The sequence below is a fragment of the Flavobacteriales bacterium genome, assembly GCA_026129465.1.
Classification (GTDB): Bacteria; Bacteroidota; Bacteroidia; order Flavobacteriales_F; family PHOS-HE28; genus PHOS-HE28.
In genome coordinates this window covers 1,416,669-1,440,954 of the sequence record JAHCIA010000001.1, presented here as the reverse complement: position 1 = coordinate 1,440,954, position 24,286 = coordinate 1,416,669, and the positions used below count along the sequence as shown (strand labels likewise).

General features: G+C 63.0%; 21 protein-coding genes and 1 other RNA gene. 13 read left to right on the top strand and 9 right to left on the bottom strand.

Annotated elements, in window-relative coordinates; translation table 11 throughout:
* Nucleotides 1–6 precede the first annotated feature (6 nt).
* The 3 genes from dapF to KIT10_06145 are packed head-to-tail and all read left to right on the top strand — an operon-like array spanning nt 7 to nt 3,306.
* On the top strand, nt 7–807 hold the full coding sequence (gene dapF, locus KIT10_06155; GenBank protein ID MCW5898834.1) for a diaminopimelate epimerase: 801 nt from the start codon (nt 7–9) through the stop codon (nt 805–807).
* Nucleotides 808–812: 5 nt separating this feature from the next.
* Nucleotides 813–1,844, top strand: coding sequence for an endolytic transglycosylase MltG (mltG, locus tag KIT10_06150; protein ID MCW5898833.1), 1,032 nt, complete (start codon nt 813–815; stop codon nt 1,842–1,844).
* On the top strand, nt 1,822–3,306 hold the full coding sequence (locus KIT10_06145) for a phosphoglucomutase/phosphomannomutase family protein (protein ID MCW5898832.1): 1,485 nt from the start codon (nt 1,822–1,824) through the stop codon (nt 3,304–3,306). The genes mltG and KIT10_06145 overlap by 23 nt, the downstream gene beginning before the upstream one ends.
* Before the next feature lie 32 nt (nt 3,307–3,338).
* On the opposite strand, the gene KIT10_06140 is transcribed toward KIT10_06145, so the two are convergent.
* A complete protein-coding gene (locus KIT10_06140) occupies nt 3,339–7,610 on the bottom strand; it encodes an FG-GAP repeat protein (GenBank protein ID MCW5898831.1) in 4,272 nt (1,423 codons plus the stop codon).
* A 102-nt stretch (nt 7,611–7,712) separates the two neighbouring features.
* Here KIT10_06140 and KIT10_06135 point away from each other — a divergent pair, with 102 nt between their 5' ends.
* A complete protein-coding gene (locus KIT10_06135; protein MCW5898830.1) occupies nt 7,713–8,660 on the top strand; it encodes a DUF2279 domain-containing protein in 948 nt (315 codons plus the stop codon).
* Here KIT10_06135 and KIT10_06130 read toward each other — a convergent pair.
* Complete coding sequence (locus tag KIT10_06130; GenBank protein ID MCW5898829.1) at nt 8,651–9,220, bottom strand: NUDIX hydrolase; 570 nt, start codon at nt 9,218–9,220, stop codon at nt 8,651–8,653. The genes KIT10_06135 and KIT10_06130 overlap by 10 nt on opposite strands.
* 2 nt (nt 9,221–9,222) lie before the next feature.
* A complete protein-coding gene (locus KIT10_06125; GenBank protein ID MCW5898828.1) occupies nt 9,223–9,957 on the bottom strand; it encodes a TonB family protein in 735 nt (244 codons plus the stop codon).
* A 63-nt stretch (nt 9,958–10,020) separates the two neighbouring features.
* Between KIT10_06125 and KIT10_06120 the strand changes: the two genes are divergently transcribed.
* The 4 genes from KIT10_06120 to KIT10_06105 all read left to right on the top strand — a co-directional run bounded on the left by KIT10_06120 (nt 10,021) and on the right by KIT10_06105 (nt 12,873).
* The gene (locus KIT10_06120; GenBank protein MCW5898827.1) at nt 10,021–10,602 is read left to right on the top strand and encodes a Smr/MutS family protein; all 582 of its coding nucleotides are present in this window, start codon (nt 10,021–10,023) and stop codon (nt 10,600–10,602) included.
* Between the two features lie 86 nt (nt 10,603–10,688).
* Nucleotides 10,689–11,086, top strand: an RNA gene (rnpB, locus tag KIT10_06115) — RNase P RNA component class A.
* A gap of 115 nt (nt 11,087–11,201) precedes the next feature.
* Nucleotides 11,202–11,924 (top strand): hypothetical protein, encoded by a 723-nt coding sequence (locus KIT10_06110; protein MCW5898826.1) that lies wholly within the window; start codon nt 11,202–11,204, stop codon nt 11,922–11,924.
* Between the two features lies 1 nt (nt 11,925).
* Nucleotides 11,926–12,873 carry a hypothetical protein gene (locus KIT10_06105; protein ID MCW5898825.1) on the top strand — a complete coding sequence of 316 codons (948 nt, stop codon included), beginning with the start codon at nt 11,926–11,928 and terminating at the stop codon, nt 12,871–12,873.
* 2 nt (nt 12,874–12,875) lie between these two features.
* Here the strand turns inward: KIT10_06105 and KIT10_06100 are convergent, their stop codons facing one another.
* From KIT10_06100 to KIT10_06090, 3 genes are read right to left on the bottom strand one after another with little or no spacing between them, the layout of a single operon-like run.
* Complete coding sequence (locus KIT10_06100) at nt 12,876–13,778, bottom strand: aminotransferase class IV (GenBank protein MCW5898824.1); 903 nt, start codon at nt 13,776–13,778, stop codon at nt 12,876–12,878.
* A gap of 3 nt (nt 13,779–13,781) precedes the next feature.
* Complete coding sequence (locus KIT10_06095) at nt 13,782–14,492, bottom strand: sulfotransferase family protein (protein ID MCW5898823.1); 711 nt, start codon at nt 14,490–14,492, stop codon at nt 13,782–13,784.
* 48 nt (nt 14,493–14,540) lie between these two features.
* A complete protein-coding gene (locus KIT10_06090) occupies nt 14,541–15,086 on the bottom strand; it encodes a GNAT family N-acetyltransferase (protein ID MCW5898822.1) in 546 nt (181 codons plus the stop codon).
* A gap of 101 nt (nt 15,087–15,187) precedes the next feature.
* Between KIT10_06090 and KIT10_06085 the strand changes: the two genes are divergently transcribed.
* Nucleotides 15,188–15,664, top strand: coding sequence for a cupin domain-containing protein (locus KIT10_06085; protein MCW5898821.1), 477 nt, complete (start codon nt 15,188–15,190; stop codon nt 15,662–15,664).
* 4 nt (nt 15,665–15,668) lie between these two features.
* Here KIT10_06085 and trxB read toward each other — a convergent pair whose 3' ends face one another.
* The 3 genes from trxB to KIT10_06070 form a co-directional block, all read right to left on the bottom strand.
* The gene (trxB, locus tag KIT10_06080; GenBank protein ID MCW5898820.1) at nt 15,669–16,619 is read right to left on the bottom strand and encodes a thioredoxin-disulfide reductase; all 951 of its coding nucleotides are present in this window, start codon (nt 16,617–16,619) and stop codon (nt 15,669–15,671) included.
* A 77-nt stretch (nt 16,620–16,696) separates the two neighbouring features.
* Nucleotides 16,697–17,650 (bottom strand): DUF4249 domain-containing protein, encoded by a 954-nt coding sequence (locus KIT10_06075; GenBank protein MCW5898819.1) that lies wholly within the window; start codon nt 17,648–17,650, stop codon nt 16,697–16,699.
* Nucleotides 17,650–20,058: a TonB-dependent receptor gene (locus KIT10_06070; protein MCW5898818.1), complete on the bottom strand. Its 2,409-nt coding sequence runs from the start codon at nt 20,056–20,058 to the stop codon at nt 17,650–17,652. Before KIT10_06070 ends, KIT10_06075 begins: the two co-directional genes overlap by 1 nt.
* A 388-nt stretch (nt 20,059–20,446) precedes the next feature.
* On the opposite strand from KIT10_06070, the gene KIT10_06065 reads away from it, so the two are divergent.
* The 4 genes from KIT10_06065 to KIT10_06050 all read left to right on the top strand — a co-directional run bounded on the left by KIT10_06065 (nt 20,447) and on the right by KIT10_06050 (nt 24,274).
* Nucleotides 20,447–21,091 carry a response regulator transcription factor gene (locus KIT10_06065; protein MCW5898817.1) on the top strand — a complete coding sequence of 215 codons (645 nt, stop codon included), beginning with the start codon at nt 20,447–20,449 and terminating at the stop codon, nt 21,089–21,091.
* 51 nt (nt 21,092–21,142) lie between these two features.
* The gene (locus tag KIT10_06060; GenBank protein MCW5898816.1) at nt 21,143–21,442 is read left to right on the top strand and encodes a hypothetical protein; all 300 of its coding nucleotides are present in this window, start codon (nt 21,143–21,145) and stop codon (nt 21,440–21,442) included.
* A gap of 101 nt (nt 21,443–21,543) precedes the next feature.
* A complete protein-coding gene (locus tag KIT10_06055; GenBank protein MCW5898815.1) occupies nt 21,544–23,547 on the top strand; it encodes a sensor histidine kinase in 2,004 nt (667 codons plus the stop codon).
* A gap of 217 nt (nt 23,548–23,764) precedes the next feature.
* Nucleotides 23,765–24,274 (top strand): hypothetical protein, encoded by a 510-nt coding sequence (locus tag KIT10_06050; protein ID MCW5898814.1) that lies wholly within the window; start codon nt 23,765–23,767, stop codon nt 24,272–24,274.
* Nucleotides 24,275–24,286: the final 12 nt, after the last annotated feature.

Below are 24,286 nucleotides of genomic sequence, written 5' to 3'. Positions count from 1 at the left end.
CCGGCCATGGAGATGACGTTCGCGAAATGGGAAGGCACTGGCAACGACTTCATCGTGCTCGATGATCGTGCTGGAAGATTCCCCACCGAGGACAGGGAACTCATCCAGCGACTTTGCCACCGTCATTTAGGCATCGGCTCGGATGGTATTCTCCTCATCCAGACACCGCGGTCCGGCGATGAGGCCTACCAGCTCGATTTCCTCAATCCCGATGGAAGCCGCAGCTTCTGCGGCAATGGCAGTCGCTGCGGGTTCGCGTTCTGGCGCAAGTTGATGGGGGAGGATCCCATGTCGATGAACGGCGTGCATGTTGAAGCGGCATTCATGGCCATCGATGGGCGGCATCATGCGCGCATGGCCGACTTCGGCGTGGTGGCGATCGATATGCGGGTGTCACCCGCCATCGAGCACCTTGCGGAGGACCTGGACCTGCTGGACACGGGGTCGCCACATCTCTTGGTCTGGGTAGAGGACCCCGAGCAGGTGGACCTCTTGTCCTTGGCGCGAGGCCATCGCTATGGCCCCCGATTCGCCAGGTCGGGCGTGAATGTCAACGCGGTGGCCATCATGGACGGCCAGGTACGCATGCGCACCTACGAGCGTGGCGTGGAAGATGAAACGCTGAGTTGTGGCACCGGGGTCACCGCAGCGGCCGTTGGCGCCGTGGCGCGTGGGTTGGTACCACCGGGTCGTGTGCCGGTGGGCACGCGCGGCGGCGATCTGTGGGTGGAGGTGCCCGAGATGGGCGACGGAGTGGAATTGGCTGGTCCGGTCCGAGAGGTCTACACGGGAAACATCTTCATTTGAAGTCCATGCGCCGCTGGATCCTGTTCATGACCGTGCTGGGGGTGCTGGTCGTCGGAGCCTTCGCGGCGCGGTATGCCTGGCGTTACCTCGTCGGCCCGGCCACCGTGTTCAAGGAGGAGAGCCGCATCCTGCTGGTGCCCACAGGCGCTGGTTTCGAGGAAGTGGTCGACAGCCTGTTGTCCCTCGGCGCGCTGCGCCATGAGCGGGCCTTTCGCTGGCTCTGTGAAAGGAAGCGCTTTGGGCAGCGCATCCACCCGGGCCGCTACCGCATCCGGCGTGGCATGGGCATGAATGCCATGGTGGACATGCTGCGTTCCGGCGAACAGGAACCCGTGCGGGTAACTTTCAACAACATCTCACGCCTGCCGGAGTTGGCCGAGCGATTGGCGGAGAAGTTGGAGCCCGATGCGGCGTCGTTCCGCCGTGCGTTCGAGGATCCCACGGTACAGGCGGAACTGGGCTTGGACGCACGCACGATGATCGGCCTGTTCATACCGGACACCTACGAGTTCTGGTGGAACACCTCGCCGGAGGGTTTCATCGCCCGCATGGCGCGCGAGCACCGGAATTTCTGGCACGATGAGCGACGCGCACAGGCGAAGAACCTGGGCCTTGATCCCATGCGGGTCACCACATTGGCTTCCATCGTACAGGCCGAGACCACGCGCATGGACGATGCGCCGCGCATCGCCGGGGTGTACCTGAACCGTTTGCGCATCGGCATGCCGCTCCAGGCCGACCCCACCCTGAAGTTCGCCTTGGGGCTCGACACCGTTCAGCGCATCCTCGCCCGCGACAAGGAGGTGGATTCGCCCTACAACACTTACCGTTACACGGGTCTGCCACCGGGTCCCATCAACATGCCGGAACGCCGATTCATCGACGCGGTGCTCAGCGCCGAGAAGCACGACTACCTCTACTTCTGCGCACGCGCCGACCTGAGCGGGTGGAGTGAATTCGCACGCACCTATGACCAGCACCTGGTGAACGCGCGCAAGTACCAGCGGGCCCTCGATGCACGGGGCATCCGCCGCTGACCGAGCGTCCGACTTCAGGCACAGGGTCTATTTTCGCGGCCTTGAACACAGCGACATGACCCCGATCAAGTTCGGTACCGACGGCTGGCGCGCCATCATCGCGCAGGAATTCACCGTGGACAATGTGGCACGCGTGAGCGTGGCCGTTGCGGAATGGGTGAAGAAGTACCAACCGGACCACAGGAGCATCGTGCTGGGACACGATTGCCGTTTCGCCGGCGAACTCTTCGCGGAGACCTGCGCCAAGGTGTTCATTGCCCATGGTCTCAAAGTGCATCTGGCGCGCGGCTTCGTCAGCACGCCCATGGTGTCGCTGGGAGCCGCGCGGCTTCAGGCGGGCATGGGGGTGATCATCACCGCCAGCCACAACCCGCCCAGCTACAACGGATACAAGCTCAAGGGCCGGCACGGTGGACCGTTGGTACCCGATGAGGTGGCCCAGGTGGAGGACCTCATCCCCCAGGCGCACGGCATGGACCTCTCAGCCGTGGACCTGAAGAAATCCGAACTGGAGGGCCTGCTGGAGACCGTGGACCTCGAGGACATGTATGTGAAGGAGGTGGAGCGCGGGTTCGATCTGGCCGCCATCAGGAATTCGGGCATGAAACTCGCCTTTGATGCCATGTACGGCTCGGGTCAGAACGTGATACCGCGTGTGTTACCGGGTGCCGCGCTCCTCCATTGCGAGCACAACCCCTCTTTCCATGGCCAGGCGCCTGAGCCGATCCACAAGAACCTGCGGGAATTCTCGGACCTATGCCGCACCGGGGACATCGATTCCGGTCTGGCCATCGATGGCGATGCGGATCGTATCGGCCTTTACAACGCACGCGGCGAGTTCATAGACTCGCACCATATCATCCTGCTGCTCATCCACTACCTCTGCAAGTACAAAGGCATGAAAGGGAAGGTGGTGGTGGCTTTCAGCACCACGCCCAAGGTGCGTCGGATGTGCGAGCACTACGGCCTCGAATACCAGATCACCAAGATCGGTTTCAAACACATCGCCGGCATCATGATCGAGGAGGATGTGCTGCTGGGTGGTGAGGAGAGCGGTGGCATCGCCATCAAGGGGCATATCCCGGAACGTGACGGGATCTGGATGGGCCTCACCATTTGGGAGTTCATGGCCAAGAGCGGCAAGACCCTTGATGGTCTCATCCAGGAGATCTACGACATCGTGGGTGCCTTCGCCTATGAGCGCGCCGATCTGCATATCTCGGAAAGTCTCAAGCAGGAGGTTCTCAAGGCCTGTGCGGAAGGGCGATACAAGCGCTTCGGTGGACTCGAGGTGCGCACCCTGGAGGACCTTGACGGATACAAGTTCCTTTTCGATGATGAGCAGTGGCTCATGATACGGGCCAGCGGCACGGAGCCGGTGTTGCGCTGCTATGCGGGTTCCAGCACGCCGGAGCGGGCGCGAGCATTGCTGGATGCATGCCGAGCCGTGATCGGTGCTTGACCGGGGTTCCCGTTACGGGTCGCGGTGCGGGGTCAACGCTTTAGGAAGCGTGAACGCGCCAGGGGTTCATCCTGACCGCCCGACAGCACCAGGGTGTAGGTCCCAGTGGGCAACGCGGTAAGCCGCGCACCGGTGATCATCCCGGACACCGCCGGGGCATCGATCAGCAATCGGCCCAATTGATCATAGATACGCGCACGTTCGGCCGTCATCCCGCCCGTGGTCCAGGCCAGCACATCATCCACCGGGTTGGGGTAGACGATCACCTGTGGTCCCTGGCCCCGCTTGACGGCGACCACCTGCGAATACCGACCGCTGCCATCCACATCGATCATATGGAGCCGGTAGTAGCTGATGCCATCGGGTGCCTGGTGGTCCAACAGGGCGTAGTCGATCGGACCCTGGCTGTAGCCGGCGGCGGACATTTCGCCCACTGTCTCGAAGTGCGCCATGTCACGTGCGCGTTCCACCACGAACTTGTCGCTGTTGAGCTCCGAAGCGGTCGTCCACGAGATCAAGTTGCCTTCGGGCAGGGCCTCACCGGCCAGATCGACCAACTCGACCGGCAGGATGCCGATGTCGCCATGGCTCGCCGCGTATCCGTAGAACCATTTGGAGAATCGTTGCCCGTCAATACCCGTCCGATGGAGCGCGTATTCCACTCGCACCCGCCAACGGTAGCGCTGCCACCCCGGGGTCTTGTAGATCAAGGTCTGCAACTCCACCCCATTGAGGCCCAGGTCCGTGAAGGCCGGATGCTGTCCCGTGAATGCGACGCTGTTGGTGATGTTGGGGCCGGAGAAGGGTTGACCTTCACGCACCACCTCCCAGATCAATCGGCCGGGTTTGCGCTGCATGTGGCTTTTGGCCAAGTGGCCAAGACCGAAGAAATCCTGGGTGAGGAAATCCTGACTGTTGGTGGAAAGTGGGTTCACCAGGTCGGCGAGGTATTGCTTCGTGGGCCGGGCCATGCCTTTGTAAGCATTGCCAGGGTAGAAATACACGGCGCCCTGTTCCGCGAGCGTGTTGGTGGCAAAGGGCGCCCCGGCGATCAGGTCAGAGAAGCCATCCCCGTTGAAGTCACCACCACCGGCAATGGCCAGACCCAAACGCCGGTTCGCAACGTTCGATTCGTGGAATGTGAAGGAGGATTGCACCAGTCCTGCAGGGCTGCCCCCGAAGGTGTAGATCCGGCCCTCATTGGCCTGGCCATTGGCCAGGAAAGGGGCACCCACGAGGAGGTCAGCATAGCCATTGCCGTCGACATCACCCCCTTCGGCGAGGGTGAGCCCGAAACGTGCGTTGGCCACCGCTCCCGGAGAGGTGATGGTGGTGCTGGGGTTGCCACCGATGCCCCCGGGAGAGCCATGCCAGACGAATACCCGGCCGATGTTGCTCAGCCAACCATCCGCGCCCACGGCCACATCGAAGAAGCCGTCGCCATTCACATCACCGGCACCCACCACGCTCACGCCGAATCGCGCATCGGCCTGGTCCCTTTCAAGTTGCGACGCGGGAGCGGGGTTCAGCCCGAGGTCGCTGCCCAGATAGATGAATGCCGCACCTTCATTGGGCTGCCCGTTGGTGAAGTTCGGCGCGCCCACGATCACATCGGAGAAGCCATCACCGTTCACGTCACCGGCGGTGGCCAATGCCGAGGCGAAAGCGCTGCCCGGTTGCGGGGAGGTCAGGACCACATCGGCCACCGGGGCAAGGCCGCCGATGGCGCCATAGTGCACGAACACGGTCTCGGCGCCCTTGGCACCCAGGAGCACATCGGCATAACCGTCGTTGTTCACATCACCGGCCGTGGCGACCGTGGAGCCGAGCTGCGAACCAGGCGCACCATTGAACGCGTAGTTGGGTACGGAAGACAATCCCCCTGGCCCGCCGAGGTAAACGAACGCCTGTCCGGCGCCTCCTCCCGCCAATGGGGCACCCACGACCACATCGGCGTAGCCATCACCATCAACATCTCCTGCGGTGGCCACGGAGGTGCCAAAGGCATCCCCCGGGAATGTCCCGCTCAAAGTGACCGCCGGTGTGGCGCTCAGGCCCGCAGCACTGCCATAGTAAACGTACGCCTCGCCCGTGCCTTCGGCATCCGGAGCCCCCACCACCGCATCGCTGTATCCATCGCCGTTGATATCCCCGGCGTTGGCCACGGACCAGCCCATATGACCCAGAGGCTGTCCGTACCAATCGATACGTGGTGGCTGGGCGGGGAAGGCAGGGGCAAGTGTCAGGTAGTACCCACCGCCGTGCAGTACGCGCACTACCGCGTTGCTTCCGGTCCCGCCGTTGTGCATGGGCATGCAGAGCAGGAAGTCGCTGAAGCCATCGCCGTTCACATCACCGGCACAGGCCACTTCGTGGCCCATCCGGCAAGCATTGCTGAGGCCATTGTACTGGATGAAGTGGTTCGTGTTGATCCCGTTCGGTCCGCCGATATAAAGGAATGTGGCACCCAAAGGGATGCCGGACACCCTGAAGTTGAGCGCTCCGATAAGCACATCGGCGTACCCGTCGCCGTTCACATCGCCCGCCGTGTTGACACTGTATCCCAACCACGTGTCCAGCAGATTGGATTGCAACGTGGTGGCCGGGGTGGTGATGATGCCGCCAGGGGAGCCATGGAAGACAAAAGCGGTGCCCTCGCTGGCTGGACCACCGATGTCATCTCGCCAGTCGCCGATGATGATGTCCGAATAACCGTCACCGTTCACATCGCCGGCGCCGCTCACAGCCCAGCCGACGTGCTTGTTGCCCACGGTGCCCACGGTATTGAAGATCTGCGTCCATGCGGGATTCAGGGGTTGACCTGGAGGCCCAATGCCGAGTGGTGTGGGGCTGCCCACGCCGCCGTTGCCGCCATAGTAGATCATGATGGCGCCGTCGTTGCAGGCCGGGCAGCTCAGGTTGTAGCCGTAGGCACCCACCACGATGTCATCGAATCCATCGCCATTGATGTCGCCCGCACCCGAAACGGCTGAACCGAAGCGAGCAGCTGTTTGATTGGGTTCCAGGCGATGGCTCCAGGCGTTCTGGTTGCCCGTTCCGGGGAACCCGGTGGCGCTGCCGAGGAACACATAGACAGCTCCTTCGTTGGTGTGCCCATTGCTGTACAGGGAACAACCCGCCACGATATCGCTGTACCCGTCACCATTCAGGTCGCCAACGCCGGAGACCTTGAAGCCCATGTATCCATTCGGGCCGTTCGCTTCCAGGATCCTGTTCGGTACGGTGGCGATGCCAGTGGGTGAACCATAGTACACCCACACCGACCCTTCGTTGGCTTGGCCATTCGTATAGGTATGCGCGCCCACGATCAGGTCGCTGTACCCATCGCCATTGATATCACCAGCGTGGGCCGCCGAGATGCCGAAGCGGGCGTTGACCACATTGGACTGGAGCACCGTCGGAGCGCCTACGATGCCATTGGGGCTGCCATAATACACGTAGGCCGAACCTTCCTGGGTCTCGCCCAGCGTGGCGAAGGGACAGCCGATGACGATGTCACCATAACCATCCCCGTTGAGGTCGCCAGCGTTGCTGATGGAGTAACCGAACTCGGCACCGGCCACGTCCGCAGGGGCATTGAGTTGGGTGTTGAAGGTGGTGAGGATCGGGTCGATGACGATGGGGTAGGTGGCGGATCGATCATCGACATGGAGCGCGATCAGGCCGTCGCAGGGGTCCACTTCCATCCAAGCCTTCAAGGGGTCTCCGCAGGCGTCCCATACCCGCAGATCGCTGTATGTGTGCCGCACATGGCCGAAGGGATCACGGAAAGCCACCATGTTCGGCCCCTCAGCACCCCCTGCCAGATCGCTTTCCCACTGCAACAGGACCTGGAACGGGCCACCGCCGGGCAGCCTGCGCTCCACGAGGAAATTCTGGCGCATGCCATGCTCGTCGTGCAGATATTGGATGTCCAGGTCACGCCCGGTCCAGACCAGTTCCGAACCCGCCAAGCATGGTGCCCAGGGCTCCCAACGACTCAAGCCGGAAGAGGTCCTTCCATAGCCAGCCAGCGTGATGCGCGTTTCCCAGGCAGGAGAAATGGCGGGACCACCGACCGTGATGCCCTCCGCGTCGATCGTCGATCGGATGTCCTGATGGTCATTGTCGGCCGTGAAAAGGTCACGGTCATGTGCCCGGTGGATGCCCAAGCGGTGCTGGGCGATCCAGGTGAATACATGCTCATCCTCACCAAGGTCCAGTTGCGCCGTGGCGTCTTGCGACTGCCCCCAGGCGAACTGGGCTGAAAGGCCAATGACTGCGAGCGTAAGGATCCGGATCATCCGTGGGAGCTGGAGGAGAACTTGGATGCTTGTGAACAAAAGTACCCCATTAGCCTGACGGTGAACAGACGGCCGGACCTGGTCGCGAAATACTTTTGAACCATGCTTGTAGCGCAGAATGAGGCCAATTGGTTCACTAACCGCCCACATCTGAGCTTCCCGTTCTTCGCTTTGCTCGCCTTCCCCGGCCCCTCAGCCGCCCAAGAGGTACCCGCCGACCCATTGACGCAGGAAGGATGTCAACGTTGCCTCTGGGTCTCAGCGGGAAGCATGGCCGGTGGGGCGCTCGCCGCCATGGTGGTTCTGGACCAGGCCTGGTACGCTGACCATGAGCGCGCACCCTTGCACGCCTTCAACGACGGACGGGAATGGCTGGGCATGGACAAGGCGGGCCACGCTTTCAGCGCCTACACCCTGGGTGCCTGGGGTCATGCGTTGGTGAAAAGTTGCGGTACCCGGGATCGAACGGCGCTGTGGACCGGCGGCATGTTGGGCATGGTCTTCCTCACCGGGGTGGAGATCCTGGATGGTACGTCCGCCGAATGGGGCTTCAGCTGGTGGGACATGGCTGCCAATGCTGCTGGTACCGGACTCTTCATCGGGCAACAGGCGCTTTGGGGCGAGCAGCGCGCCGTGCTGAAGTTTTCGGCCCACCATACGGACTACGCCGCCATGCGTCCATCGTTGCTGGGCGAAGGCCCAATCGAGCGCTACCTCAAGGACTACAACGGCCAGACCATCTGGCTGAGCGTGAATCCGGGTTCCTTTTTGGCGGAAGGCCGTTCGCCAGCCTGGTTGAACCTCGCGGTGGGCTATGGGGCCTCAGGCATGGTCACCGCCGCGCCACCCACACATGACATGCCCGTGTACATGCAGTTGGAGCGGCACCGGCGCTTCTTCCTTTCGCCCGATCTGGACCTTACACGGTTGCCCGTGCGTGGCAAGGGTTGGCGCACCGTCCTTTTTGTGCTCAACAGTATAAAGGTGCCTCTGCCTGCGGTGGAGTACCAAGGCCGCGGCCGATGGCGGGCGCATGCTCTCTACTTCTGAAGCGGGCCAAAAGCACCACGGTCCAGCAGGACCTTCAATTTCAGCACGGCGGCCACCGTAAGGCTGTCGCGCATTTCGCCACGCATCACCATGGCGAACAGGTCCATGAAGGGGAGCTTGCGCACCTCCAACTGCTCACTGCTGTCAGGTTCGGCATCATGGAAGCTGAGATCCTGCGCCACGTAGATGATGGCTTCCTCGTCGCTGGCCGAATTGCTCAGGTCCATCCGCAGCAGTTCGGTCCAACGGCCGGCCACGATTCCCACCTCCTCGCGCAATTCCCTTTGGGCACTTTCCAGCGGTGGCCGGTCACGCGGTCCGCCACCTTCGGGGATCTCCCAACTGTATGCGTCGATAGGGTACCGGTATTGCCCCACGATCCAGGTGTTGAGGTCGTCGTCCAGGGGTATCACGCCCACGGCCAGGTTGCGGAAGTGGACCACGCCGTAGATTCCTGGCTGCCCACCGGGGTCGACCACTTCGTGGTGGCTCACCACGATCCAGGGCGTGGCGTAGCGTTCATCCTTGCTCAAAGTGGTCCAAGGGCCGCGCTGCTCCATGCTCACCGGGCCTGTTGGGGCAGCTTGAAGCTGATGGTCACCTGGGTGGTACTGCGCACGCGTTCACCATCCTTGGTGCCGGGCAGCCAAGGGGTGCGGTGCACCAGACGCATGGCTTCGGCCACGCAACCACCACCGACCTCCTCCAAGGCGTGCATGTTGCTTACCGCGCCGGAGACCTCCACGGTGAACTCCAGTTTCACATCACCTTCCAGGCTCCGGCGGTAGGCTTCTTCGGGGTATCGCATGTTGCTGGCCAGGTGCCGGCCCAGTCCGTTCATGCCCCCCTGTACCAAGGGCATCACCTGTGAATCGAGTTGGCGGGGAGTGAGGATCTCCAGCCCCGGTCTGGCCGGCAGGTCAAAGATGGGCGAAGCCCGTTCGGGCCGGTTCTTCTGCCAGCGCTTGTACTTGACCGGGTCAAAGGGCACGGCCAGATAGTGCTCGGCGCCACCGCGCTCCTCCACCGCGGTCGAAGGTTTCCAGCGCACCAAGGCGATCAGCCGCAACGCCTCCGCGTCGCAGGAGGGATGCAGCGGTCGCAGCACCTGCATGCCGGTGACGGTGCCATCGGCGCGCACGCCCACGGCGATCACGGTCTCTCCCTTCACCTTGGCCGCCAGGGCCTCTTCCGGGAAATGGAGTTCCTGCTCGAAGAGATGCTGCAATGCCGCCATCCCGCCATAGGGCGCCACCTGTTCCTGGCGCTGCTGCGCATTGGCGATGGTGGCGACCAAGAGACATGGAAGGAGGATCGAACACTTCATGGGGCACCGCCGGATGGCCTGTAAATTTGCGACATGCGTTCGGTTCTGTTGAATCCCGGTGACAGGGTGGCCTTTCTGGACGAGGTGGGAGGTGGTGTGCTGCTGCGCATCACGCGGCCTGGCCACGCGATGGTGCGTGGCGACGATGGCTTCGAGTTGGAACACCGGCTGGACCGCCTCGTTCCCGGGGTCAAGGACGCCGAACAGGTGCTGCACCGCATCAAGGACCACCAATTGGGCATGGTGGCGGCCAACGATCGGATGGCCGGGAAACGCCGGTCACGACCATCGGTCAGACCTGGCAAGACACCCAAGCGCGCCGAGGACAACAGCGTGGCGGAGGTGGATCTGCACCTGCACGAGATCGTCGAGGACGAATCGCGCTTGACCGATGGCGAGAAGCTGGAGTACCAGGTGCGCTACTTCGAACGGGCCCTGGAGGCGGCGATCCGCGACGGCAAGCGCAAACTCATCGTCATCCATGGTGTGGGTGAAGGCAAATTGCGTGAAGAAGTGCGGCGCGTCCTGCAGTTCTATGATACGGTGCGCTTCCACGACGCCGAAATGCGCCGCTATGGCGCGGGCGCCACAGAGGTGGAGATCCTGCGTCGTTAGGTAGCAATATGTTGGAGGTTGTAGCTTGCTCAAGCATGCGACAACCAACATTTCGATCCACGACCTTCAAGCTCGTTCATTGACATCCTGTGCATCGCTTCGCCGCCTTCGTTGCCTTCGGGCAACGGGGGAGGAAAGTCCGGGCAGCATAGGGCAACGTGCTTCCTAACGGGAAGGGGCGCCACCAGGAACGGTGGCGTTACGGAAAGTGCCGCAGAAAGGGAGACCGCCACGGCGCAAGCCGGGGCAAGGGTGAAAAGGTGGGGTAAGAGCCCACCAGCATCGGTGGTGACATCGGTGGCTTGGTAAACCCCACGTGCTGAAAGACCATGTAGACCGGGGCAGGGGCGGCCCGTCCCGTCCATCTTCGGATGGGACCCGGTGGGTAGGTCGATCGAGGTCGCGTGTGAGCGCGATCCCAGATAGATGGCGAAGGTCTTCCGCAAGGGGGATACAGGATCCGGCTTACAGGTGCACAGGTACTTGAGGGGTCCTCTCCGCGCACGTTGGTGCTGCTGGAGGGGGCCCTTCGCCTTTTCATGCCCGATCGAGTGAAGCGGCCCGGGCTTTGGTGGCGCCACCCCGGTAAATTCGCCCCCATGCCGCTCAGGCTTCTCCTGTTGTCCATCGCGCTGGTCCAGCTCGCCGTTCATGCCCGGGCGCAGCAGGAGGTCACCATCCACGGGCGGGTGATCACCGCCGCGCACGACCGGGCCTACTACGACCTGATGATCGTGAACAAGCGATCCCGGTCAGGCACCTTCGGCAACAGCGACGGCACCTTCACCGTTCGCGCCCTGCGCACGGACACCCTGCTGATCGGTTCCATCGGCCACCGCACCAAGGCCATCTCCCTGGCGGACAGTGCCCACAAGGAGGTGTACCACATCGTCGTGCGCATGGACCCCATCCAGGTGCAACTCGCCGAGGTGGAGATCCTGCCGGAGCGCACGCTCAAGGAGATCCAGAAGGACATCGACAAGCTCGGCTACCGCGACAGCGACTACCGCATGAGCCAGGTGGACGCCCTGCAAAGCCCGATCACCTTCCTCTACCAGGAGTTCAGCAAACGGGAACGGAGCAAACGGCTGGTGGCCTACCTGGAGAACGAGGACCGCAAGCGCGAGTTGTTGCGCGAGTTGCTTCACAAGTACGTGGCCTACGACATCATCAATCTGCACGACGAGGCCTTCGATGACTTCATCGATTTCTGCAACGTGCCGGACGAGGTGATCAAAGGCCTTTCGCAATACGAGTTCCTGCTCTACGTGAAGCACAAGTACCGGCTCTATTCCAGCCTGGGACCTTCGCGGCGGTACTGACATGGCAACGGCCAGCATGCCGGTGATGCGGAAATGCGCCATCCTCCTCGCATGGTCGCTGACCCCTGTCGTCGTGGCCCAGCCCGATACGTTGCTGAAGCACATCCAGTTGGATGAGGTGGTCATTTCGGCCCAGGCCACGGGCTTCAGTGTGGAGGCCTTCGTGAAGCAGGTGCGCGAGGACAGCACCTTCCACAAGGCCTTCCTCAACACGCGCTATCACCCGCACACCATGCGCAGCGCCCTGGTGGTGGTGAACAAAGGCGAACGCGAGGTGGCCACGCTGTATCGCGACAGCCACCTGCTGCGCGAAGGCCCTAGGGCGCGGCAGGTGATCGACGTGGAACGCGAGACCGGCAGGCTGCGCACGCGCAAAGGCGAGTTCCGCTACCTGACCGCGGAGATGTACGACGACGTATTCTTTCCCAAGGGCACTTTCACGGCGGACAACAGCGTGGCGGCGCGCAAGTTGGAGGTCGCGCGTGGCAGCCGCTTCGAGAAATACAAGAGTGAGCTGAAGAAGTTCATGTTCGACCCCGGCAGCGAGATCGCCAGCGTGCCGCTCATTGGCCACAAGCTCGCGCTCTTCGATCCGCACATGGCGCCGCTCTATGACTTCCGCATCTGGAGCGACACACGGAACGGACACGCCTGCTGGGTCTTCAGCGCCGACGCCAAGCCCGAGCATCGCGACGGGAAGACGGTGATCAAGACCATGGACACCTGGTTCGACCAGGAGAGCGGTGAGGTCATCGCACGGCAGTACCGCATCGCCAACAGTTCGCTCATCCTCGATTTCGACATCACCATCCACGTGGAGAACCGCCACATCGATGGGGCGCTCGTGCCCATGCGGGTGGACTACGACGGCGACTGGAACATCCCCTTCAAGAAGTGCGAACTGGTGAAATTCCAGCTGCTGTACAGCGATTGGAGGGTCGTGGATTGACGCTACTTCTCCGCCTCGCACAGTGCCGGCACGGCGGAACGGAAGAGACCCTGCAGGCGTGTCATCAACGGATCGTCCGACGCATCGCCCACCCGGCGGCCATCGATCTCCCGCACAGGCGTCAACTCGCCCATGGTGCCGGTGGCGAAGACGGCGCTGGCGTTCATCATTTCAAAGACGCTGATGGCGCGCTCGTGGACGGTGATGCCGGATCCCCGCGCCAGTTCGACCACCAGTCCGCGCGTGATGCCGCCCAGGCAGGATGTGGTGGTGGGCGTGTGCAGCGCGCCGCCGATGATGGCGAACAGGTTCGTGTCGTTCAGTTCGGCCACATGTCCATCGCGGTCCAGCATGACCGCCGCGTCCACACCCGCCGTGTTCGCTTCCAGCTTCGCCAGGATGTTGTTGAGCAGGTTGTTGTGGTGGATCTTGGGATCGAGCACCTCCGGCCCCATGCGGCGGATGGAGGAGGTGATGACGCGGATGCCCCTGCTGTTGTCGAACACCGGCGGCTTCCATTCGGCCAGCACGATGAGGCCGCAGCCATGTTGGTTGAGGCGCGGGTCCATGCCGCTGGTGATCTTCTCGCCACGCGTGAGGGTAAGACGAACGTGCGCATCATGTGTCATCCCGTTGGCACGCAGCGTATCGAAAAGGGCTTGTCGGATCGCGCCTTCATCCGGCACACCGGCAAAGGCCAGTGCGTGGGCGCTTTCGCGGAGACGGCGCAGGTGGCGCGATAGCATGAGCACCCCTTCGGGGTACACGCGCAAGCCTTCCCAGACCGCGTCGCCGCCTTGCACCACACTGTCGAATACGGAGATGCGCGCCTGGCTTCGCGGCAGCAGCGCGCCATTCACGTGGATGAGGATATCGGCGTTGCGGGGGTCGTAGGTCTGCAGCATGGGTCAGGCACGGATGGCATGGGCGCTCAAGGTCCTGTAAAGCGGAAGCGCTTCACGATACAATTCCTCGCAGTGGGTCGGCAGCGGCCGCGTGCTGGTGGCTTGCGGCGAGAAGCCGGTGCTGCGGTGCACATTGGCGTACCAGTGCGGTGCCCACACACCATCCTCCGGCCGCGGGCCGGCTTCCCACCCCAGCATGGCGGCATCGAAGGGAATGGCCAGCCGGTCGCATACGGCCATCAGCGTCCGCTCCGGGTCGTTCACAAGGTCGGCGCTGTCCAGCACGTACGCCTCGCCACCCGCCGCGCGGATCGCATCGAACAGTTCCACCATACGGCGCGAGCCGATGTCCTGCATGGTGGGCCGCTCGATCACCTGGGCGTATGATGCGATAAGCTGCTTGGGATCGCGGATGAAGAACAGGCTCTTCCATTCCGCCAGCCTGAGCAGGTCAACGCCACCAAGGTGATGTGCCATGCCCTTGAGGAAAAGCAACGGCCGGTCATCCAAGCGGTCCAGATCCGCGAAGACACCTTCGGGGTCGGTGGGCTGGCTGGCCAGTACCGCTTCCCGGTCCGGATGGTCAGCATCGCTGCGGGCGAGGTAGTACGCATAAAAGGGCTCGTCCACCACGCGGGTATCGGCGCGCTGCGCGAAGCTGTACATCAGCGCGGTGCTCACGTTGCGCGGTGTGGAGATCAGGTGGATGCGCATGGCGGGCGAAAAGTAGGTCGGCGCATCATGTGCTGATGGCGCCTTGCCTCACGGGTGCGCCAGCCTCCCCCAGAGGTAAGTGTCCAACCATTGCCCCTTCCACAACACGTTCTCACGCAGATGCGCTTCCCGGGTGAAACCGTGGCGCTCGAGCAATCGGTTGCTCGCATCGTTGAGGGGGTCGGTGTCCGCCTCGATGCGGTGGAAGCCGATCGCATCGAACCCAAATGCCACTACCGCCTCCAGCGCCTCGCCCATCATTCCTTTCCCCCAATGGTCGGGGTGGAGCAGGTAGCCCACCTCACCGCCAAGGTGCTCCTTTTTGATCCGGTAGAAGCCGATGGTGCCGATCAGGGTATCATCGTCTTGTAACGTGATGGCCCACGAGATGCCGTTCTCCTCCGCCAGGTCCTTTGCGATCGTGGCGATGAGCTTTTCCGCGTCGGCGACCGAGGTGGCCCTGGGCCTGGCCATGTGGCGCATCACGCGTTCATCGCTGCGCAGGGCGAACAATGCGGCCGCATCCTCTGGCCGGAAGGCGCGGAGGGTGAGGCGCGACGTCCTGATCGGCTGGAAAGGAAGCAGGTGGATCATGGGTGGCTGGGTCTGTCGCACAGCAGGATCCCGCCGTGCGCATCACCAAGGATACGATGCGTCAACGCTCCAACCCGCCATGCTTGCTTATCCTTGCGTGGATGACGCGCCATCACATGTTCGGATCCGGGTCCAAGGCCTTCGGTCTGGCCGTCCTCCTGGCGATGCCAGCAGCGGTGCTTGGTCAGGGCCGAGATCTTCCTCCGGGTGCCATCCAGGTCCCTGCGGAGGATGGGGTCTGGCAGGACGCTCCGGCCACGCTTCCACCGGGCACGCGCATGCTGCTGTTGGAAGGACATCCGGCGCGGGAGGGCTTCTTCACCATGCGGCTCCGGATCCCGGCGGGCACCCGCCTGGCACCGCATTGGCATCCGCGCGATGAACGCGTCACCGTGCTCTCTGGCCTGGTGCGCGTGGGTTTCGGCGATCATGTCAACGAGGCGGAGATGGCCACCTTCGGCCCCGGCAGCTTCTACCTGAACCCGCTGCACAGCCACCACTATGTGTGGTTCATGGAGGACAGCGAACTGCAACTCACAGGCATAGGGCCGTGGGAGCTGCACCTGGTGGAGCACTGAACGGTCAATGCCTGCCCTGTGCCGCCAGCCAGCGCTCGGCGTCCAGCGCGGCCATGCAGCCGGTGCCCGCGCTGGTCACGGCCTGGCGGTACACCTTGTCGGCGGCATCGCCGGCCACGAACACGCCGGGCACGTTGGTCCAGGTGCTGTCCGGCTTGTGCTTGATGTAGCCCTGCTCGTCCATGTCCAGCCAGCCCTTGAAGATATCCGTGGCCGGCTTGTGGCCGATGGCCAGGAAGAGGCCGGTCACATCCAGCCGGCGCTCCTCGCCGGTCTTGTTGTCCACCACCTGAAGGCCCTCCACGCCGTGCTCGCCTAGCACGTCCTTCACTTCGGTGTTGAAGAGCACCTCGATGTTGGCGGTGTTCTCCACGCGGTGTTGCATGGCCTTGGAAGCGCGGAACTTGTCGCTGCGCACCAGCATGTACACCTTGGGGCAGAGCTTGGCGAGGTAGGTCGCCTCCTCGCAGGCGCTGTCGCCGGCGCCCACCAGGGCCACGGTCTGGCCGCGGTAGAAGAAGCCGTCGCAAACGGCGCAGGCCGTCACACCACCGCCGGCATCGCGCAGGCGGATCTCGTTGGGCAGGCCCAGCCATTTGGCGTTGGCGCCGGTGCTGATGATCACCGTGTCGGCGTGGATCTCCGTCTTCTCATCCACCCACACCTTGTGCACCGGTCCGCTGAAGTCCACCTTGGTCACCCAGCCGTGGCGCACGTCGGTCTCGAAACGCAGGGCCTGCTTTTTCAGGTCCTCCATCATCTCGGGCCCGGTACGGCCATCGGGGTAGCCCGGGTAGTTCTCCACCTCGGTGGTCTGGGTAAGCTGGCCACCGGGCAGGGGGCCTTCATAGAGCACGGGCTTGAGGTCCGCGCGTGCGGCGTAGATGGCGGCGGAGTAACCGGCGGGGCCCGATCCGATGATCAGGCATTTGACGTGTTCGGGGGTGGTACTCATGGTCGCTTTGAGGGGCCCGGCTTTTCACCGCGCGGCGCAAAAGTATTCCGTGCCGTACAGAGGCCGGGTGAGCGGGGTCACGGCACGCACACCACCGTGTCCAGGCGCACGCCCCAGCCGGCCCAGATACCCAGTCCGCCCTCGATGTTGCCCACGGCGTTGGCGGGGTTGCTGAACACATCGCCCTGCGTGGCCACGTTGTTCTGGAAACTGTTGTAGAAGCGGAACTCGTCCTGTCCGATGCTCACGAATTTCACCGCCACCGTGTCGCCGGTCTTGAAGAAGCCGCGCTCCTCGTTCTCGTCGTCCTCGGCGGTGCTGAAGGGCAGGCTGCCGCGGTTGAAATTGAAGTCGAAGGTGAGGCCGTTGACGTAGCGGTCCTCGAACACCGAGAAGAAGGGCGGAACGAAGCTGTTGTCCTTGCCCAGCCGTTTGGCGAGCCAGCGGTAGCCGTTGCCAATGGTGTCCGGATCGGTGAGTCGAGCCCAAAGGAAACCGAGCGTGTCGTCATTGGGCCGTTGCAGCGCCAGCCTGAACCAGAGCGAATCGAGCGCCACGGAGTGGGGGATGGTGGTCACCGAGGTCATGGTCTTGCCATCGGCCTCCACGCGCAGGCGGTAGGTGCGGCCTTCCTCGCCCAGAAGATCGGGCTTGGTCCAGATGCAGATGTCGGCGTTGGCCAGCAATTGGGCGTCGATGCCCGTGGCGGCGGCGGCCTCGTCCAGCAGCGAGTCGGGTATCATGCTGCTGCAGATGCGGATGAGTGTGTGCAGTGTTTGCCCGTCGTCGATCGTCACCGAGGCCTCGCGGATGAAGCTCTCGGCGATGGAACTGATGCTGGTAGCGGCGAAATAGCTCTGGGTGCGGGTGAGGAGGATGATCGGGGGCTGGCCCGTTTCGATCGTGCCTTCCACCACCACGCGCGGCTCGGTGATGGGCAGGTCCACGGTGATCTCCTTTTCACAGGCTTGCAGCAAGACCGCGCCGATGCCGGCGATCAGCAATGGGCTACGGGCCAGGACGCGACGCATCAGAAGTTGAAGTTCCATGTGACGGAGGGCAGGATGGAGAAGAGCGATACTTGTTTGGCCACCACTTGGAAGGTGCCCGCGCCAGGGTTGCCCGCGGCATCGAAGTAGATGAAGTAGGGGTTCGCCCGGTTATAGGCGTTGTACACGGCGAAGGTCCAGCTGCTTTTCCAGCGGCGGTCCTTCATGATGCTGTCGCCAGTGGCGGGGTCGGTCACCTGCTTGGTGGCGCGGTTGTTCAGCGTGGCCGCCAGGTCCAGCCGGTGGAAGGCGGCCATGCGGTAGCCGTTCCGTTCGGTGTACTCGCTCACCAGCTGCCCCTCGATGAAGTAACGGTTCACGGGCAGGGTCACGGCCTGGCCGGTGGCGTATGTGAAGGTGGCGCCGAAGCTCCAGCGCGCGTTCAGGTCGTAGGCCGTCACCACGCTCAGGTCATGGCGGCGGTCCCAACGGCTGGGAAATTCGCGCCCTTCATTGATGTCCGGGAACTGGCGCATGGTTCGGCTCCAGGTGTAGCCCAGCCAGCCGTTCAGCCGACCGGTGCGCTTCTTCACGAAGAGCTCCGCGCCGTAGCTGTAGCCATCCCCGAAGACCAGTTGCGCATCGTAGTTGGTGTTGCCGTTGTTCTGCGGTTCGGCGCCCTCGGCGTATTCGATCAGGTTGTCGAAATCCTTGTAGTAGACCTCCACGCTCGTTTCGAACACACCCTCCAGCAGGTCTCGGAAGTAGCCCGCCGAGTATTGCGTGCCTATCTGCGGCCTCACGTTCGTGCCGCTGGGGATCCATACGTCGGTGGGCAGGGCGGTGCTGCTGAAGCTGGCCAGGTGCACGTATTGCTGGCCGCGGTTGTAGCTGGCCTTCACGCTGCTCCTGCCATCGATCCGGTAGCGCATGGCCACGCGTGGCTCCAGGGCGGCGTAGGAGGCGATGGGTTCGCCACCGTCGAAATCGCGGGTGCCGGTGGCACGGCCGCGCTCGTCCAGGTCGTACAGGGTGAAGGGCCCCACATGGGCGAAGGTGCTCAGGCGCACGCCGGCGTTGAGACGCAGCTGGTCGGTGATGTCGAAGTCGTCCATCACATAGAGCGCGGTCTCGTGGGCGTGCAGCTTGGGCGGCGTATCGATGTTGAAGTCCGTGTCGCCGCTGCTCACCCGCACGGTGCTGGTGGTGTAGATGTGGTAGATGTATTGCCCGCCGTACTTCAACCGGTGGCGCGCGTCCGGGTAGTGGCTCAGGTCCACCTTCAGGCCGTAGTCCTTGATCCCGCTGAACAACTCGAACTCGAACTGGTCCTGCTCGGCCTCGAAGGCGAAGGTGTAGTCGCTGAAGGTGGCCGTGGTGTTCATGAACAATTTCGGGCCGAACACATGGTTCCACCGCGCGGCCAGTGTGGCGTTGCCCCAGGGGATGCGGAACTTGGGGTCGCCTTCGTTGCTGCCGCTGAAGTCGAACACGTCGCGCCCGAAGTAGCCGCTCAGGTAGAAACGGTCCTTGTCGCTGAGGCGGTAGCTGGCCTTGGCGTTGAGGTCGTAGAAATAGTAGCCGCTGCCGCTGAAGGCGCTCTCGGGGTTGATGAAGGGTTTGGTGAGCACATCGATGTAGGTGCGGCGGCCGCTCACCAGGAAGGAGCTGCGGTCCTTCACGATGGGGCCTTCCAGCGTGAGGCGCGAGGAGATGAGGCCGATACCGCCCTGGCCGTGGAACTCCTTGTCGTTGCCGTCGCGCATGCTGATGTCCAGCACCGAACTGATGCGCCCGCCATAGTTCGCCGGCATGCCCCCCTTGATCAGCTCGATGTTCTTCACCGCGTCTGCGTTGAACACGCTGAAGAAGCCGAAGAGGTGGCTGGCGTTGTACACCGTGGCCTCGTCCAGCAGGATCAGGTTCTGGTCGGGCCCACCGCCGCGCACATAGAAGCCGCTGTTGCCCTCACCGTTGCTGGCCACGCCGGGCAGGAACTGGATGGTCTTCAGGATGTCCACCTCGCCGAGCAGGGCGGGCAGCGTGCTGAGCTTCTGCACATCGATGTCGGCCGTGCCCATGCGCGTGTCCTCCACGTTCTCGGCCCGCCGTTCGCCGATCACCTCCACCTCGCGCGCCAGGATCGCCTTGGGCCGTGCCTGGATGTTCAATTTCATGTCGCCCTTCACCTCCACGGTGGTGGTGGACTCCTCGTAGCCGATGAAGCTCATGGCCACGGTATGGGTGCCGGCCTCCAGGTTCAGCACATAGTAGCCATACACGTTGGTGGCCGTGCCGCGCATGGTCTCCTTCACGTAAACGTTCGCGCCGATGAGCGCCTCACCGCTGGTGGCGTCCTTCACGTAGCCGCTCACGGTGAATCGCTGGGTCTGTGCGGCCGCTGCGAACGAGATGAACAGAGCGGGCAGGACGATGGAGCGGCGAAACATCAGGAGCTGGGAGGTCTGTTGAGGGCGCGAAATTATCCGGACGACCGCCGGACGAACACGCCGCTCATCCTATTGTTCGTCCGTGGACGAACCTGTTGAAAGGATCCCCAACGCTTCACGTGACGGGAACATCGGGCATGACGTGGCTTTGGAGTTTTGCCATCGCATGGCCGCTATCATGACCCGGTTCTTCAGGAAGTACGGCACCGGCGTTCCGACTTTTTTGGTCTACCTGCTGGTGGCCCTGTTCGTCCTGTTGCGCAGCGCGGGCCTTTGGTGAGTGCCGGATCAGGTCCGGCGGGAATGTCGACAATTTGTGGCCCACTGAAAATACCCTGGGCAGGGTATTTTTTCCGCAGCCATCATGGCCCATATTTGATCCTGCCCCATGACGAAGATCTCCCTGCTTATCGTGGACGATCAGTCGATCATCATCGACGGATTGGAAGCCATGTTCGCACGGGAGCCCGACCTGGTGGTGGTGGGGCGCGCCTGCAACGGCTCCGAAGCGGTGGCACAGGCCAAGCGGCTGGCGCCGGATGTGGTCCTGATGGACATCAGCATGCCAGGCATGGACGGCATTGAGGCGACGCGAGCCTTGGGCAAATGCTGCCCCAAGAGCCGGGTGCTGGTGCTGAGCATGTACAACAACAGGAAGTTCGTGGATGAATTGCTTGGTGTGGGCGCACATGGCTACCTGCTGAAGAACACTGGCAGGCAGGAATTGCTGGAGGCGCTGCGCCGGGTGGCTGCTGGTGGGCGTTACCTGGGACTTGACGTGCAGAAGATGCCCGCCAATGCGGGCAGGACAGAAGGACCCCATGCCACGGACGGCCACCAGGCCATCACCAGAAGGGAGAAGGAGATCATCCGCTTGGTATGCGCGGGCCACTCCAACCCGGAGATCGCGGAAAGACTGCACATCAGTCCCAACACGGTGGAGACCCACCGCAAGAACATCATGCACAAACTCGATATCCACCATGCGGCCGGCCTCATGAAGTACGCCATGGAGCGAGGCTGGTACGGATGATGGGACTTCTTCGAAACGATCGGTCGCAGCTATCCATCAACCACCAAAAAGATGTCCTGGACCCTCACCACCCAAACACCGCCCATATCGGGCCAGACCTACAAGACCCATGTTCAGCGTCCAGCGGATTTCGTTCCGGACAAGTCGCCGCTCGTGGCCGATGTGATCGATCCGGACAACTACCACCTGCCGTACAAGCGCCAGACCGGCGCACCGGCTGCGACGGATATCTGGGACACCACCATCGTGTACACGGGCATCGGCCCTCCACGTGTGGTGGAGGTCGCCGCCATCACCGCCAACAACCCGCCTTGGGGCAAGGACAAGCCTCCGGTCCTCGATGGAAGCTGAGCCTGGCCGAACCGCATTTCATGCCACCTTTGGGATCAGCGGTGCGGCAAGTCTTCAAGATACCGGTATGTACACCCTTTGGACGGACCCTGGGATGGGTGATGGCCCTGGCGATCACGAGCGGCTGTGCACGGCATGCATGTGCCACGCTGGACAGTTCCGCCTACATGCGATTCGTGGCGGCGTGGTATGCCTCGGACCCCAAGGTGATGTGCGCCTTGGCCGCTTCTTCCTTGGAGGATCGGAATGATGGGGGGTTCACCAAACTGGCCCGTGCCGCCTGTGCCTACCGACGCAATGATCTCCGTGCCGTGTTGCAGGAGATCGGCGACATCGACGAACGGCCTGTTCCGGAGCATCCACTGCTGACGGCTTGGGGCTTTCGGGTCAGGTCCCTGGCGTTCAAGCGGGCCGCGGACTTCTCCCGGTCCGAGATGGAGATACTTTCCGGACTGGAGGTCCTCAAGGGTACACCCCATCTGGCCGAGTACGCGGACCTGCTGGTGAACCATGCCGAATTGCTGAGGCGAAGGGCCGACTATGCGGGAGCCCTGGAGAAGCTCGTCGTAGCGGGAGAGATCACCGATAGTCTGGACCACATGCCAGGCCGCTGTACCGTACTCATCAACCGTGGCAATCTATACTATGACCAGGACCGCTATGAACTGGCGTGGGACATGTACCGGCAGGCGGTGGACATGGCCATCGGACAGGGGTTGGACATCATCGCGCAGAACGCCTTGGCGAACATGGGTGCCGCGGCGCAGATGTTGGATCGCGGCGAGCAGGCCATGCAGCTCTATGACAGCTTGTACATGTCGCTGGCTGCCGAGGAGCACATGCTCCGCGCGCATTTGTTGCAGAATCTGGCGGTGGTCCAGGCGGACCTGGACGATCATGCCGGCGCCATCCTTCGGCATGCGCAAGCGCTGGCCTTGTACGAGGCCGCAGGCGATCGGAATGGCCGGATGCATGTCCTGCAACTCCGGGCCACCTCGCTTTGGTACCTGGGCCAACGGGATGAGGCACTCCACTCCTTGGAGGAAGCGCTTCAGCTTGCCCGGGAGCTGGAGCGGCATGAGGTGCGCTCCAAGATCCTCAAGAAGCTCGCCGGCTACCACGAGGCCAGGGGGGAGCTCGGCCGGGCCATCGCCGCCTTGCAGGGCCACATCGCCCTGGTGGACACGCTCAATGAACAGCGCTTCAGCAACTCCATGGCCATGATGGAGGTGAAGTACGAGACCGAGAAGAAGGAGAGGCTCATCGGCTTGCGCGAGGCGGAGCTGGCGGGCGAGCGCATCATCCGGGAGAAGCGGTCCCTGCAGCGCAACCTGTTGCTGGTGCTGGTGGCCCTGCTTCTCTTCATTGGTTGGCTGGCTCTCCGCAACATGAGGCACAGACAAAGCCTGGCCTTGAAGGAGAAGGAACTTTCCGAGAAGCGTGTGGAGGAGGTCCTTCGCGAACTGGAACTCCGATTGGTCAACGCCATGGTGGCGGGCCAGCAGCAGGAGCGCGACAGGATCGCCCGCGAATTGCACGATGGTCTGGGCAGCTTGCTCAGCGCCATCAAGTTCCAGTTCACCACCATGGGACCCATTGGCGATGAGGAGGCTATCGAGCCCGTGGCAGGTCTGGACCAGATGACCACGATGATCGATGACGCGGTGGTATTGGTGCGGAAGATCTCCCACGACATGGTGCGCGGCGGTACGGGTGAATTCACCCTCGATGGCGCGTTGCGCGACCTGGCCGCGAGCATCACGGTGAAAGGGCGGCTCGATGTGGAGCTGAGCCTGTTCGGCCTGGAGGAGCGGCTGGAGGCCAAGGTGGAGATGGCGTCCTACCGGATCGTGCAGGAGTTGGTGAGCAACGCGTTGAAGCATGGACGGCCCAGCGAACTGGCCATCTCGCTCACCCGCGCACCGCAACGATTGAACATCCTGGTGGAAGACAATGGCACCGGCTTCGACACGTCCCAGGCCGCGGACGGCATAGGCCTGGGCAATGTGCGCAAGCGGGCCGTGGATCTGGGGGGCACGGTGGATATCGATTCCTCCTTGGGCCGGGGTACCGTCGTGAGTATCGAGCTGCCGCTGGCGGCTTGATGACCATGAGGGCAGGACATGATCGTAGCGTCAATAGGCCTGGTGCCATACGCGGGCAAGCCCACCTCTCCCGAAGTGCCCGTTTCCAGGTAGGAACAAGGCAAGGTGGGCAGTTCGCGGCATGGAAATACACGAGAATGGGTATGGATGAGGGGGGAGGCACCGGCCATTTTTGGATCACCGGCAACGACGCCGGAAACGCCAAGAACCCTTTGCCATGAGAACCTCCATCACCTTCCTGCTGGCAGCCATGACCCTCTATGGCGGCCTGAACGCCCAACAACTCGCTGATGGCCGGCCCTTGGACCACGAGATCCGGTCCGGCGAAGACCTGGCCCAGGCCTCATCCGTGCGCACCGAAGTGGTGAACGAGCGCTTCGCGATCTGCCCATGGCACGCCAACGCATTGCGCCGAGATGTGTACCGCATGAACGACGGCACCTTCCAGGTACGCGTCATCAGCGCCTCAGGCACCCTGCGCCACCAAGGCACATACTTGGACGAGGCCCTGGCCGTGCCCCACGGTGAAGCCAGCTACTACCACCCCAGCGGACAGTTGGAGAGCAGTGGCCGCTATGTGAACGGCATCAAGGCGGGCGTCTGGGAGCGTGGTTCATGGGATGGCGAACGCCTGGCCGAGCGGGTCTATACCGGACTGGCTTGGGACGATCTGGAGATCTTCGTCGGTGTGGCCGTTCGCGCACGCACGTTGGGAGACCGCGAATGAAAAATGAGGCTC